General features: G+C 71.4%; 13 protein-coding genes. 3 read left to right on the top strand and 10 right to left on the bottom strand.

Features of this window, described 5'->3' with window-relative positions:
- Window positions 1-40 precede the first annotated feature (40 nt).
- From ACH4S8_RS11000 to ACH4S8_RS10985, 4 genes are all read right to left on the bottom strand, one after another.
- Window positions 41-289 (bottom strand): acyl carrier protein, encoded by a 249-nt coding sequence (locus tag ACH4S8_RS11000; protein ID WP_028800941.1) that lies wholly within the window; start codon window positions 287-289, stop codon window positions 41-43.
- A 75-nt stretch (window positions 290-364) separates the two neighbouring features.
- On the bottom strand, window positions 365-1,396 hold the full coding sequence (locus tag ACH4S8_RS10995) for a ketoacyl-ACP synthase III (protein WP_398392417.1): 1,032 nt from the start codon (window positions 1,394-1,396) through the stop codon (window positions 365-367).
- A 13-nt stretch (window positions 1,397-1,409) separates the two neighbouring features.
- On the bottom strand, window positions 1,410-2,327 hold the full coding sequence (locus ACH4S8_RS10990; protein WP_398392416.1) for an ACP S-malonyltransferase: 918 nt from the start codon (window positions 2,325-2,327) through the stop codon (window positions 1,410-1,412).
- An 89-nt stretch (window positions 2,328-2,416) separates the two neighbouring features.
- Window positions 2,417-3,622, bottom strand: a complete 1,206-nt coding sequence (locus ACH4S8_RS10985; protein WP_398392415.1) for a PucR family transcriptional regulator — start codon at window positions 3,620-3,622, stop codon at window positions 2,417-2,419.
- Window positions 3,623-3,716: 94 nt separating this feature from the next.
- On the opposite strand from ACH4S8_RS10985, the gene ACH4S8_RS10980 reads away from it, so the two are divergent.
- A complete protein-coding gene (locus ACH4S8_RS10980; RefSeq protein ID WP_398393144.1) occupies window positions 3,717-4,373 on the top strand; it encodes a pirin family protein in 657 nt (218 codons plus the stop codon).
- Between the two features lie 16 nt (window positions 4,374-4,389).
- Here ACH4S8_RS10980 and ACH4S8_RS10975 read toward each other — a convergent pair whose 3' ends face one another.
- Window positions 4,390-5,211, bottom strand: a complete 822-nt coding sequence (locus ACH4S8_RS10975; protein ID WP_398392414.1) for a serine hydrolase domain-containing protein — start codon at window positions 5,209-5,211, stop codon at window positions 4,390-4,392.
- A 9-nt stretch (window positions 5,212-5,220) separates the two neighbouring features.
- Window positions 5,221-5,697 carry a GNAT family N-acetyltransferase gene (locus ACH4S8_RS10970; RefSeq protein ID WP_398392413.1) on the bottom strand — a complete coding sequence of 159 codons (477 nt, stop codon included), beginning with the start codon at window positions 5,695-5,697 and terminating at the stop codon, window positions 5,221-5,223.
- 96 nt (window positions 5,698-5,793) lie between these two features.
- On the opposite strand from ACH4S8_RS10970, the gene ACH4S8_RS10965 reads away from it, so the two are divergent.
- Window positions 5,794-6,264: a MerR family transcriptional regulator gene (locus tag ACH4S8_RS10965; protein ID WP_398392412.1), complete on the top strand. Its 471-nt coding sequence runs from the start codon at window positions 5,794-5,796 to the stop codon at window positions 6,262-6,264.
- 117 nt (window positions 6,265-6,381) lie between these two features.
- On the opposite strand, the gene ACH4S8_RS10960 is transcribed toward ACH4S8_RS10965, so the two are convergent.
- The 3 genes from ACH4S8_RS10960 to ACH4S8_RS10950 all read right to left on the bottom strand — a co-directional run bounded on the left by ACH4S8_RS10960 (window position 6,382) and on the right by ACH4S8_RS10950 (window position 9,649).
- Complete coding sequence (locus ACH4S8_RS10960; RefSeq protein WP_398393142.1) at window positions 6,382-7,245, bottom strand: DUF4429 domain-containing protein; 864 nt, start codon at window positions 7,243-7,245, stop codon at window positions 6,382-6,384.
- Between the two features lie 66 nt (window positions 7,246-7,311).
- Entirely contained in the window at window positions 7,312-8,520 is a 1,209-nt protein-coding gene (locus ACH4S8_RS10955; protein WP_398392411.1) for an alpha/beta hydrolase, read from the bottom strand.
- 382 nt (window positions 8,521-8,902) lie between these two features.
- A complete protein-coding gene (locus ACH4S8_RS10950; RefSeq protein WP_398392410.1) occupies window positions 8,903-9,649 on the bottom strand; it encodes a TetR family transcriptional regulator in 747 nt (248 codons plus the stop codon).
- A 121-nt stretch (window positions 9,650-9,770) separates the two neighbouring features.
- Between ACH4S8_RS10950 and ACH4S8_RS10945 the strand changes: the two genes are divergently transcribed.
- A complete protein-coding gene (locus ACH4S8_RS10945) occupies window positions 9,771-11,390 on the top strand; it encodes an MFS transporter (RefSeq protein ID WP_398392409.1) in 1,620 nt (539 codons plus the stop codon).
- Window positions 11,391-11,513: 123 nt separating this feature from the next.
- Here ACH4S8_RS10945 and ACH4S8_RS10940 read toward each other — a convergent pair whose 3' ends face one another.
- Complete coding sequence (locus ACH4S8_RS10940; RefSeq protein ID WP_398392408.1) at window positions 11,514-12,293, bottom strand: potassium channel family protein; 780 nt, start codon at window positions 12,291-12,293, stop codon at window positions 11,514-11,516.
- Window positions 12,294-12,465 lie beyond the last annotated feature (172 nt).

Here is a 12,465-nt window from a genome sequence, read left to right as displayed (position 1 = left end):
CCCCGGCGGACCCGGACGGTCGGCCCAGGTGATCGGAAGATCAGGCCTGGTGCTTGAGGATGTAGTCGGTCGCGTCGCCGACGGTCTTGAGGTTCTTGACGTCGTCGTCCGGGATCTTGACGTCGAAGCGCTCTTCGGCGGCGACGACGACCTCGACCATGGACAGCGAGTCGACGTCCAGGTCGTCGGTGAAGGACTTGTCCAGCTGGACGTCCTCGGTGGGGATCCCGGCGATCTCGTTGACGATCTCGGCGAGACCTTCGACGATCTCTTCCTGAGTGGCGGCCATGTCAGGCGCTCCTTCGGTGTGTTTCCAGAGGGGTGGCGATTATCCGTACGGACCGGATGATCCGGTACGGAGTGCCTAGGGGAGGGTAACGACCGTCGCGGCGTACACGAGACCCGCCCCGAAGCCGATGACGAGCGCGGTGTCGCCGCTCTTCGCCTCACCGGTCGCCAGGAGCCGCTCCATCGCGAGCGGGATCGAGGCGGCCGAGGTGTTGCCGGTGGTGCGCACGTCACGCGCGACCGTGACGTGTCCCGGCAGTTTCAGCGTCTTCACCATCGAGTCGATGATCCGCTCGTTGGCCTGGTGGGGAATGAAGACATCCAGGTCGTCCGAGCTGATCCCGGCCGCGTCCAGCGCCTGCTGTGCGACCTTCGCCATCTCGAACACGGCCCAGCGGAACACCGCCTGGCCCTCCTGCGTGATGGCAGGGAACTTGATCTCGCCCTTGGAGTCGAGCGGGAGATTGGAGACGTCGCCGACCTTGAAGCGGTCCCACGGCACGGTCTGCTTGATCGTGCCGGCCTTGTCGCCCTCGCTGCCCCAGACGGTGGGGCCGATGTGCGGCTCCTCGGAGGGGCCCACGACGACCGCGCCCGCGCCGTCGCCGAACAGGAAGGCCGTCGCACGGTCCTCCAGGTCGGTCAGGTCGGACAGCCGCTCCACGCCGATGACGAGGACGTACTCCGCCGAACCCTCGACGATCATGCCCTTGGCGAGGGTCAGGCCGTAGCCGAAGCCCGCGCAGCCGGCCGAGATGTCGAAGGCCGCGGCCTTGTTCGTGCCGAGCTTGTCGGCGATCTCGGTGGCGATGGCCGGGGTCTGGGCGAAGTGCGACACGGTGGAGACCACCACGGCGCCGATCTGCTCGGCGGTGATCCCGGCGTCGGCGATGGCCTTGCCGGACGCCTCGATCGACATCGCGGCGACGGTCTCCTCGTCGGAGGCCCAGTGCCGCGTCTCGATGCCGGAACGCGAACGGATCCACTCGTCGGACGAGTCGATCGTCTCCAGGATCACCTCGTTGGGCACCACCCGGACGGGGCGGTAACCGCCGACGCCGAGGATGCGTGCGAACGGAGCGCCCTTGGGTGCCTTGATCTTCGACATGCTCTCGGGCTCCTCAGGCCGCGCCGTGCTCGGCGATGAGCTCGCGAGCCGCGTCCAGGTCGTCGGGGGTCTTCAGGGCCAGCGTCGTGACGCCCGGCAGCGCGCGCTTGGCCAGACCGGTCAGCGTGCCGCCGGGGCACACCTCGATCAGCGCGGTCGCGCCGAGCTCCTGGAAGGTCTCCATGCACAGGTCCCAGCGGACCGGGTTGGCGACCTGGCCGACCAGGCGGGAGACGACGTCGGCACCGGAGGCGACGGCCCGGCCGTCACGGTTCGAGACGTACGTGACCCGGGGGTCGGCCGGCGTCAGGTCCTCGGCGGCCTTCGCCAGCGCGTCGACCGCGGGGGCCATGTGGTGCGTGTGGAACGCGCCCGCCACCTTCAGGGCCACGACACGCCGGACACCCTCGGGCTTGTCCGCCTCCAGGGCGGCCAGCTGCTCCAGCGTGCCGGCGGCCACGATCTGGCCCGCGCCGTTCACGTTCGCCGGGGTCAGCCCCAGCTTCTCCAGGTGCGCGACCGTCGTGTCCGGGTCCCCGCCGAGCAGCGCCGACATTCCGGTCTGCGTGATGGCGGCGGCGTCGGCCATCGCGAGGCCGCGCTTGCGTACGAGGGTCAGCGCCGCGGTGTCGTCGAGCACTCCCGCGAACGCGGCGGCGGTGATCTCGCCGACGCTGTGACCGGCGACGGCACCGGGGGTGACGTCACCGAGTGCCGCGGCGGACAGGAGGCCGGCGGCGACCAGGAGGGGCTGCGCGACAGCCGTGTCACGGATCGCGTCCGCGTCGGCCTGCGTGCCGTAGTGGGCAAGGTCCAGCCCGATGGCGTCCGACCACGCGGCGAGGCGTTCGGCGGCACCGGGGAGGTCGAGCCAAGGAGTCAGGAAGCCGGGCGTCTGAGCGCCCTGGCCGGGAGCGACGAGTACGAGCACTCTCACACTCTCTCTTGTGGACGGCCACGGCCGCCCGTGGGGACAGGGACGAAGAACACGAGGGGGAATTGTAGGTCCCCGACAAAAGCCTATGTTTGTGGATCTCCATCGGCCAGACGCCCCAGGATCAGCGCGATCCTCAGCGTGAACGCCGACCGGACATCCGAGGGCGACCAGCCGGTGACGTCAGTCACACGTCGGAGCCGGTAGCGCACGGTGTTGGGATGGACGAACAGCATCCGGGCCGCGCCCTCGAGGCTGCTCGCCTGTTCCAGATAGACGCTGAGCGTCTCCAGGAGCGCCGAGCCCGCCTCCTCCAGCGGTCTGTAGATCTCCTCCACCAACTGCTCACGGGCGGACGGGTCTCCTGCGATCGCGCGCTCCGGCAGCAGATCGTCCGCCAGAACCGGGCGCGGGGCGTCCTGCCAGGCGAAACACGCCTTCAGTCCGGCCGCCGCGGCCTGTGCGGACCGGGTCGCGGCCAGCAGATCGGGCACGATCGGTCCGGCGACGACCGATCCGGCGGCGTACGGGCCGATCAGCGACTTGGCGACGGCGAGCGGGTTGTCGCTGCCGCCCGCGATGACGACCAGCCGGTCCCCGAGCACCCCCGTCAGCACCTGCAGCTTGGCGTGCCGGGCGGCCCGCCGGATCGCCTCGACCGTCAGCTCGCTGTCACCGTCGGGCGCCGTGCCCAGCACCACGCAGACATGGTCGGGCGAGTTCCAGCCGAGCGCGGCGGCCCGGGAGACGGCGCCCTCGTCGGCCTCGCCGGAGAGCACCGCGTTCACCACGAGCGACTCGAGCCGGGCGTCCCAGGCGCCGCGTGCCTCCGCCGCCTGCGCGTACACCTGGGCGGTGGCGAAGGCGATCTCGCGGGCGTAGACCAGGAGCGCCTCGCGCAGCACCGACTCGTCGCCGGGTGCCGCCACCTCGTCGATGGCCGATTCCATGACCTCGATTGTCGTCCGCACCATCTCCACCGTCTGGCGCAGCGTGATGGCCCTGGTCAGCTCGCGTGGCGCGGTCCCGAAGACATCGGTGGAGATGGCCTGCGGCGCGTCCGGGTGCCGGAACCACTCCGTGAAGGCCGCGATACCGGCCTGGGCTACCAGTCCGATCCACGACCGGTTCTCCGGTGGCATGGCCCGGTACCACGGCAGCGTCTCGTCCATCCGCGTGATGGCCTGGGCGGCGAGACTGCCGGCCGACTTCTCCAGCCGCTTGAGGGTCGCGGTGTGCGCGTCGACGTCGTGGGCTGGGCGCTCGGTGTTGCTGGATTCGGGTTCGGGCACGGGACAAGACTGCCTTATCCGGACGGAGCTGTGCGGCGGTGGGTCGCAAGTAAGCGAGGGGCCGCCGCCGGGCCGGGGCTACGGTGGTGAGGTGATGGACGTCCGCCGCGCCGACGAGCGCTACCGCGGAGGGGACCCGGCGGCCGGGATCTCCTCGCTCCACGCTTTTTCCTTCGGCCCGCACTACGACCCCGACAACCTCCGCTTCGGCGCGGTGATCGCCTGCAACGAGGAGCGGCTCGCCCCCGGCGCGGGCTTCGACGAGCACCCGCACAGCCACACCGAGATCGTCACCTGGGTGGTGGAGGGCGAGCTGACCCACCGCGACTCGGCGGGCAACGAGTCGGTGCTGCGGCACGGCGACGTCCAGCGGCTGAGTTCGGCGGGCGGCGTCCGCCACGTCGAGCGCAACGACGGCGAGCTGCCGCTGGTCTTCGTCCAGATGTGGCTGGCGCCGATGGAGCCGGGCGGCGACCCCGCGTACGAGACCGTCCGCGGCATCGCCGACGCCACCCCGTACGCCGTCCCCGAGGCGGGGGCCATGCTCCATGTGCGCCGGCTGACGGCGGGCGAGCGCACCGCCGTCCCCGACGCGCCCTACGTCTACGTCCACGTCGTGCGCGGCGAGGTCCGGCTGGACGGCGTGGAACTGGGGGAGGGGGACGCGGCCCGGCTCTCCGACACGAAGGACCTGGAGCTGGTCGCGGGGGCACCGGCGGAGCTGCTGGTGTGGGAGATGGCGGCCGGCTGATCCCGGCCGGCCCCTGTCAGGAGGCGAGTTCGGCCAGCACCGCGTCCGTGAACGGGGTCCACGCCTCGATCGCCCAGGGGCCGAAGGGGCGGTCGGTCAGCGCGACGCAGGCGGCGCCCGCGACCGGGTCGACCCACAGGAACGTACCGGCCTGCCCGAAGTGGCCGAAGGTGCGCGCGGAGGACGAAGTCCCGGTCCAGTGGGGCGACTTGGAGTCGCGGATCTCGAAGCCGAGCCCCCAGTCGTTGGGGTTCCGGTGGCCGTAGCCCGGCAGGACGCCCTTGGTGCCGGGGTACTGGACGGTCATCGCCTCCGCGACCGTCCGCGGGTCGAGGAGTCGCGGCGCCTGCAGCTCGGCGGCGAAGCGGACGAGGTCGTCCACGGTCGAGACACCGTCCTTCGCGGGCGAACCGTCCAGCGTCGTCGCGGTCATGCCGAGCGGTTCGAGGACCGCCTGGCGCAGATACTCCGCGAAGGGCATGTCCGCCGCCTTGGCGATGTGGTCCCCGAGCACCTCGAACCCGGCGTTGGAGTACAGCCGCCGCTGCCCGGGCGTGAAGGTCGCCCGGTGCTCGTCGAAGGCCAGACCGGAGGTGTGCGCGAGCAGATGGCGGACCGTCGAACCGGCGGGTCCGGCGGGTTCGTCGAGCTCGATCGCCCCCTCCTCGTACGCGACGAGCGCGGCGTACGCGGCGAGCGGCTTGGTGACGGAGGCCAGCGCGAACCGGTGCCCGCCCGGCCCGTGCGAGCCGGCCACGGTGCCGTCCGCGCGGACGACCGCGGCGGCCGCGGTGGGAACGGGCCAGTTCGAGATCAGCGCCAGACTCTGCAAGGACATGCCCCGAGCCTAAGCGGACTGGAACGTCAGTCGCATCGAGGGGTCGGGCTTGCGGACGAACCCGAGGGCCGCGTACAGCGGCTCGGCCTCGGCGGACGTGTTGAGGTCGACCTGGGCGACACCGCGCTCACGGAACCAGTCGAGGAGCGTCTCCATGCACGCGCGGGCGTAGCCGCGGTGCCGGGCGTCCGGATCGGTGGCGACGCTGAAGACGTACCCGACCAGGCCGTGCGGATTGCCGGCCCGCCCGATGCGGTACTCGACCGTCCCGGCGACGAGCGCCGCGAGGGCGCCCGGCCGGTCCGGGTGGTCGATCACGAAGGCGGCGAAGGAGCCCCCGGAATCGGCGAGCTTCGCGCGGACGGTGGGCAGCGACGCGGCGTGCCACGTGCTGGAGGAGGCCTCGAAGACCGAGTCGATCATCACCTGGCGCAGGCGCAGCACTTCGGGGGCGTCCTCGGGCACGGCGCGGCGTACGAGAGTCATGATCCGCACGGTAGCCGTCGCCTCCCGGCCACGTCCTGGCATTTTCGGCCGGTTCGGGTTGCCTGGAGTGCACTCCAACGTTTTAGCGTGGAAGGCATGACGGTGATGGAGACCACGGCCGAGGCCACCGGGACCGACGCCTGCGTCGCTCTTCCCGAGCGGGAGCAGCGGCGTCCGGACGGCCGGGACAACTACACGATCAGCGAGGTCGTCGCCTTCACCGGCCTCAGCGCGCACACCCTGCGCTGGTACGAGCGCATCGGGCTGATGCCGCACATCGACCGCTCGCACACCGGTCAGCGCCGCTACAACAACGGCGACCTGGACTGGCTCGACCTCGTCGGCAAGCTCCGGCTCACCGGGATGCCGGTCGCCGACATGGTCCGCTACGCGGAGATGGTGCGCGCCGGCGACCACACGTACACGGAGCGTTACGAACTCCTGGAGGCGACCCGCCGGGACGTCCGGGAGCGGATCACGGAGCTCCAGGACACCCTGGCCGTGCTCGACCGGAAGATCGCCTTCTACGGGGACGCGGGCCGCGCTCTCGCGTCGGAGCACTCCTGACGGTTCCGTTCCCCCGCGCCGGAGCGGTCCTGACGGCGCCCGGCCCGGTCGCGGGCCGGGCGGGGCTCGCCGCCCAGGGCGTGCCGCCCGGCCCGGGCGGAAGGGCGTGCCGCGTCCCTACAGCTGGGCGAGCAGTTCGGCCTTCTTGACCGAGAACTCCTCGTCCGTGACGAGCCCGGCCTCGTGCAGTTCCCCGAGATGGCGGATCCGGTCGGCGATGTCGGCCGGGTCGCGGTGCGGCGCCGGGGCCGCGACCACCGGCGCGGGACTCCCGGAGCGGGTGGCGGCGAGCACGGCCGCCGCGAACGGCAGCGACTCGTGGACGGGCCCGTACCCGAGCCCGAAGACGACCGCCGCCGGGTCCTGGTCCGCCTGCGCGGGATGCGCCGGCGCGGGCTCCCGCCGCAGCAGCCGCAGGTGACCCTCGAACACCTCCGGGGAGCGCCACTCGACCCCGCACAGCGCGGAGACCGGGAAGGTCTGGTCGCCGGCCTTCCACTTCGCCGAGGACGCGCCCGTCCAGAACCACCGGAAGGACACCGTCTTGCCGTCGAAGGACGCCTTCCCGTCGTAGGCCTTGAAGGTCAGCGGTCCCTCGGGCGGCTTCACGAGAAAGCGCTCGGCGGGCTCCTCGTCCGTGGTGAGCCGTCCGCGCAGCTCGTCCGCGTAGTACTCGGCTAGCGTCTCGCGGTCGGCCGGCAGCACCAGCCGATAGGGGTCGCACCCTTCCTTGAGCTGTCCCGCGGCCGCCTCCATCAGCGGATCGGCGCCGGGCCTCGGCACCGCACGCAGAACGACCGTGCCTCGCTTCCCGGGCGTCAGCGTCACCGCCGCGATCGCCTCCAGGGGGATACGGCGTTCACCGAGCGCCTGGAACAGCTTCGGTGTGCGGATCCCCCGTTCGAAGCGGATGAGCACGGAGTCGGACTCGAACTCCCAGGCGGCATGAAAACCGGCCAGTACGTCACCCATGCGGGCCATCGTATGCGGCACGCAAGCCTCCGTCGCCTCTCTGGACGTACCGCAGTTCTTCGTCCTCTACGCGCGTCAGACCGACGCACCGGCGGACAAACCCGTCCGGCATGCGTCATCGTCGCGCGCGCAGCTGACGGCGCGGTACGCGCCGATCCCGATCTCCGCGAAGTTGCGGAGACTCTCCGTGCCCGGCTCGAAGTAGCCGGCGTGACCCTTCGCCCCCTCGGCGGACAGGACGCGCGCCCCGAACCCCTTCGACACCGGGTCCGCGCCGTGCCCGAGACCGCCGACCTCCACGTGCGGCACGTCCTGGATCCAGTCGTCCGCGTCGCGCATGGCCCAGACGCGGGCGGTGGTGTGCAGGTTCGCCGCCTTCGCCGCCCGCATGCCGGGGCTGCCCGCCACCGCTATGTCGGAGACCCGGGAGGGCAGCGAGGAAGCGGCGACCCCGCACAGGACCGAGCCGTAGCTGTGGCAGTACAGCGCCACCTCCGAGCTGCCCGGCAGCGCCCGCACCAGGGCGTTCAGCCGCACCGCGCCCTCCTCGGCCCGCATGGCGGTGGCCGAGTCGATGCCGAGTCCGCTGGGCGTCGTGTAGTCGGCCCAGGCGATCACGGCCGTACGCGTACCCGGGTCCGCCGCGCGCTCCGCCCGGTACAGCGAACCCGCCATGCCGACCGGCGCGGAGTACTGCTTGTACGTGCGCTGGAAGGTGAGCAGGTCGGTGTCGACACCGGGGACCACGACCGAGACGCGGCGGGCCGTGTCGAGGTCGCCGAACACCTCCGCGACCCGGCCCGAGCCGTTGGGGTCGAAGGCGAGGATCTTGCGGTCCTTGTCCATCAGCGCTTCGTAGCGGTGCATGCGGCGGCCCGCGTCGTACTGGCCGACCGAGGACAGCCGGTTGTCGTGCATGCGCTTGCGCTCGACCGCGCGCTCGTGCTTCAGCGCCAGACGGTTCGCCGCGTAACGCAGGGTCACGGGCGCACCGTTCATGTTGCCGACCGCGAGCGGATAGCGGTGGGCGAGCTCCGAGCGCTGCTGCGCGTCGAGCGTGCCGAAGAAGTGGGTCAGCAGACCCGGAGCGGAGTCCGGGTCGGGCAGCTTGTGTCCGGCGAGGCTGCCGTGCTCCCACGCGGAGCGGGACGCCTGGAGCGCCGAGGCTGCCCGATGGCTGTGGAGCGCGGTCCAGCCACTGGTGGCCAGCATCACGAAGACCACGGCCAGCGCGAGCAGTGCGCGCCAGACGTTGAGTTGGGGGGTGGTGTCGAAGGAAGTCACTGAGAGGACACCCTAGGAGAAGTGAGGAGCCTCCCGTTAAACGAGTGACTGGGATCACGTTTCTCATGGGGCGATTAGGGCAAACCGGGTTCAGTTTGAGTTAAATGGTGACACTCTGTGCGCGCTTGCCCTGCGACGCGTGTGCGATATGTGACGCTCCGTATAAGGGTGTTGTGATTCCCCCGGGGCCTCCACGGAACGGCGCGCGGGCGTCGTCCGTACAACGAGCGCGAGCGTGCGCGAGGTTCCGTGCGCGGGTGTGTGCCGGTCCTGCACGGGGGTGTGTCGGTCCCGCGTGCGGGTGCGCGGGTGTGCAGGTGTGTGCCGGGTGTCGCGCCGGGGTTCCTCGGGCGGCGCGACGTCGCGAGGCATCACCGGGCCGTCACCGTGGCGCGGGGCCCCACTTCTGAGCCAACGCGGGCCCCACATGGTCGAGATAGGACGCGGTCAGCTCGCGGATCGCCTCGACGCTGGTGTCCTCGCCGGCGCCCCACAGCCGGCCCGTGACCCGCATCACCCCGCCGAACACCGCGACCGCGATGCGCGGGCGCGGGTCCGTGTCCACGTCGAGGCCCTCGCGCTCGGCGATGAGCCGTGCGATCTCCTCCTCGATCTCCTCCGAGCGGCGCAGGTGCGCGGCGAGCAGAGCGGGCGTCGACTCGATCAACTGGTAGGTGCGCATGTGCAGTTCGATCGGCACCACCTCCTCGATCGCCTCGCCGATGGTGTCCCAGCTCTCCAGGACCGCGCGGCGCAGTGCCTCCAACGGGGCCTCGTGGGCCGGTCGTTCACGCACCGCCGCGATGAAATGCGACTCGGCGAGCCGCTGCAGGAACAGGGCGGCGTCCTCCTTGCCGGCGAAGTAGCGGAAGAAGGTGCGCTGGGAGACGTCGACGGCCTCGGCGATCTCGTCGACGGTGGTCCGCTCGTACCCCTGCGAGGTGAACAGTTCGAGGGCGGCCCGCAGCAGCGCGTTCCGGGTGCGCCGCTTCTTGCGCTCCCGCAGCCCGGGGCGCGGCGCCGCCACCGGCTCCGCGGGCGCGGCCGTGCCGGCCACCCCGGTTGTCCCGGTCGTTCCGGCCGCCCCGGTCGTTCCGGCCGTCCCGGCCGTGTCCACCGTTTCCGTCATGGTGTCGCGATCTCTCCCAACCGAACTGTTCGCCCAGTTCAGCCTATCTGTGAGTGACGTGACAGTTACCGACTTGTGAATCGGTTTGTCAATTGTCAGCGACTGTCACTAGCCTCGAAAAATGACTAGTCAGACCACCATCGACAAGACGGGCCCGGAGGACGAGACCCCTCTCTCCCCGTCGGACCAGGCTCCGTCCACGGGCCTGCGCGGCCATCCGTGGTTCACCCTCATCACCGTGGCCGTCGGGGTCATGATGGTGGCCCTCGACGGCACCATCGTGGCCATCGCCAACCCGGCCATCGCCAAGGACCTCGGCGCGACCTTCGCCGACGTCCAGTGGATCACCAACGCCTACTTCCTCGCCCTCGCGGTCTCCCTCATCACCGCGGGCAAGCTCGGCGACCGCTTCGGCCACCGGCAGACCTTCCTGATCGGCGTGACCGGCTTCGCCGCCGCGTCCGGCGCGATCGGCCTGTCGCACAGCATCGCCTTCGTGGTCACCTTCCGCGTCTTCCAGGGCCTGTTCGGCGCGCTGCTCATGCCGGCCGCGCTCGGCCTGCTCCGGGCGACCTTCCCGGCCGAGAAGCTGAACATGGCGATCGGCATCTGGGGCATGGTCATCGGCGCCTCCACCGCGGGCGGCCCGATCCTCGGCGGTCTGCTCGTCCAGCACGTCAGCTGGCAGTCGGTGTTCTTCATCAACGTGCCCGTCGGCCTGATCGCCCTCACGCTCGGCCTGCTGATCCTGCGGGACCACCGTGCCGAGAACGCCCCGCGCTCCTTCGACGCCCTTGGCATCGTGCTGCTGTCCGGCGCGATGTTCTGCCTGGTGTGGGCCCTGATCAAGGCTCCGACCTGGGGCTGGGGCGACGGCAAGACCTGGCTCTTCATCGGTCTGTCGGTCCTCGGCTTCGCGCTGTTCTCCTTCTGGGAGACGCGCGTGAAGGAACCGCTGATCCCGCTCGGCCTCTTCCGCTCCGTCCCGCTCTCGGCGGGTGTGGTGCTGATGGTGCTCATGGCCATCGCCTTCATGGGCGGACTGTTCTTCGTGACGTTCTACCTCCAGAACGTGCACGGCATGAGCCCGGTCGACGCGGGCCTGCACCTGCTCCCGCTCACCGGCATGATGATCGTCGGCTCCCCGCTCGCGGGCCTGGCCATCACCAAGCTCGGCCCGCGCATCCCGCTCGCCAGCGGCATGGCGGCCACCGCGATCGCCATGTACGGCATGTCGACGCTGGAGGCCGACACCTCCAGCGGCCTGATGTCCATCTGGTTCGCCCTCCTCGGCTTCGGCCTCGCGCCGGTCATGGTCGGCGCCACCGAGGTCATCGTCGGCAACGCCCCGATGGAGCTCTCCGGCGTCGCCGGCGGTCTCCAGCAGGCCGCCATGCAGATCGGCGGCAGCCTCGGTACGGCCGTCCTGGGTGCCGTGATGGCCTCCAAGGTCGACAGCGACCTCGCGGGCAACTGGACCGGTGCCAAGCTGCCGCCGCTCACCCCGGCCCAGCTCGACCAGGCCTCCGAGGCGGTCCGGGTCGGTGTCGCACCGGTCACCAAGGAGACTCCGGCCGCCATCGCCGCGCAGATCACCGACGTCGCCCACGAGACCTTCATCTCCGGCATGAGCCTCGCTTGCCTCGTCGCCGCGGGTGTCGCCGTCGTGGCCGTCTTCGTCGCGCTGCTGACCAAGCGCGGCGAGAACGCGGAGGCAGGCGCGGGGGTCGGTCACATCTGACGGACGCCGGACGACCCGTCCGACCGCCGTGCGAGCCCGCCAGGGCCGTGCGAGCCCGCCAGGGGAACCCGTACGGGTTCCCCTGGCGGGCTTTCGCCGTTTCGGGCCGCGCTTCGGCCCCGGCTACGTGGGGGAGTGTTCCTCCGCGCCCGGCGACAAGGGGTGCGGCAGGATTCCCGGGCCGCCGGTCAGGGCGGTGACCTCGGCGCGCAGCGCCCGTACCTCCGCCGTGAGCGCCTCGATCGCCGCGGTCTGCCGCCGCTCCTCCACGTCGTCCTTCTCGAACCGCGAGATGAACCAGGCGGCGATGTTCGCGGTGACCACACCGAGGAGCGCGATCCCGGAGAGCATCAGGCCGACCGCGAGCACGCGGCCCATCCCCGTCGTCGGGGCGTGGTCGCCGTACCCCACGGTCGTCATCGTCGTGAACGACCACCACACCGCGTCACCCAGCGTCCTGATGTTCCCGTTCGGCGAGTCCCGCTCCACCGACAGCACGGCGAGCGAACCGAACATCAGCAGGCCGACGACCGAACCGACGACGTAGGTCGTCAGCCGGATCTGCGAGGCCATCCGGGCGCGCCGCCCCACCAGCATCAGCGTGGAGACGAGCCGCAGCAGCCGCAGCGGCTGCAGGACCGGCAGGATCACGGCGCACAGGTCCAGCCAGTGGCCGCGGACGAAGACGCGCCGCTCCCGGGAGAGGGCGAGCCGGACGAGATAGTCCGTGGCGAAGGCCCCCCACACGATCCACTCCACCAGCGTGCAGGTCAGCGTCACCGGACGGCCGGCGTCGCTGTCCACGATCGGCACGGCGTACCCGAGGGCGAACGCCATCGCGAGGACGAGCAGGGGCCGCTGGGTACGCAGCTCCCAACGGGCCTGCGCCGATTCTTCGCTCATGTCCGCATCGTAGAAAGAAAACGGCCGAGGGGTGGGGGGGGGCCCCCCCCCCCCCCCCCCCCCCGCCGGCGCCCCCCCCCCCCCCCCCCCCCCCCCCCCCCCCCCCCCCCCCCAGCCCCCCCCCCCCGGCCCCCCCCAACCCCCCCCCCCCCCCCCCCACCCAAACCCCCCC

Source organism: Streptomyces sp. NPDC021080 (assembly GCF_044333225.1).
In the GTDB taxonomy this organism is placed as follows: Bacteria; Actinomycetota; Actinomycetes; order Streptomycetales; family Streptomycetaceae; genus Streptomyces.
This window is presented reverse-complemented; position numbering and strand designations above follow the sequence as displayed.

Coding starts and splice junctions, on each gene's coding strand:
- ACH4S8_RS10950 (WP_398392410.1), bottom strand. CDS start 9,649: ATGACGGAAACGGTGGACACGGCCGGGACGGCCGGAACGACCGGGGCG.
- ACH4S8_RS10980 (WP_398393144.1), top strand. CDS start 3,717: ATGGACGTCCGCCGCGCCGACGAGCGCTACCGCGGAGGGGACCCGGCG.
- ACH4S8_RS10975 (WP_398392414.1), bottom strand. CDS start 5,211: ATGTCCTTGCAGAGTCTGGCGCTGATCTCGAACTGGCCCGTTCCCACC.
- ACH4S8_RS10960 (WP_398393142.1), bottom strand. CDS start 7,245: ATGGCCCGCATGGGTGACGTACTGGCCGGTTTTCATGCCGCCTGGGAG.
- ACH4S8_RS10970 (WP_398392413.1), bottom strand. CDS start 5,697: ATGACTCTCGTACGCCGCGCCGTGCCCGAGGACGCCCCCGAAGTGCTG.
- ACH4S8_RS10995 (WP_398392417.1), bottom strand. CDS start 1,396: ATGTCGAAGATCAAGGCACCCAAGGGCGCTCCGTTCGCACGCATCCTC.
- ACH4S8_RS10945 (WP_398392409.1), top strand. CDS start 9,771: ATGACTAGTCAGACCACCATCGACAAGACGGGCCCGGAGGACGAGACC.
- ACH4S8_RS11000 (WP_028800941.1), bottom strand. CDS start 289: ATGGCCGCCACTCAGGAAGAGATCGTCGAAGGTCTCGCCGAGATCGTC.
- ACH4S8_RS10940 (WP_398392408.1), bottom strand. CDS start 12,293: ATGAGCGAAGAATCGGCGCAGGCCCGTTGGGAGCTGCGTACCCAGCGG.
- ACH4S8_RS10965 (WP_398392412.1), top strand. CDS start 5,794: ATGACGGTGATGGAGACCACGGCCGAGGCCACCGGGACCGACGCCTGC.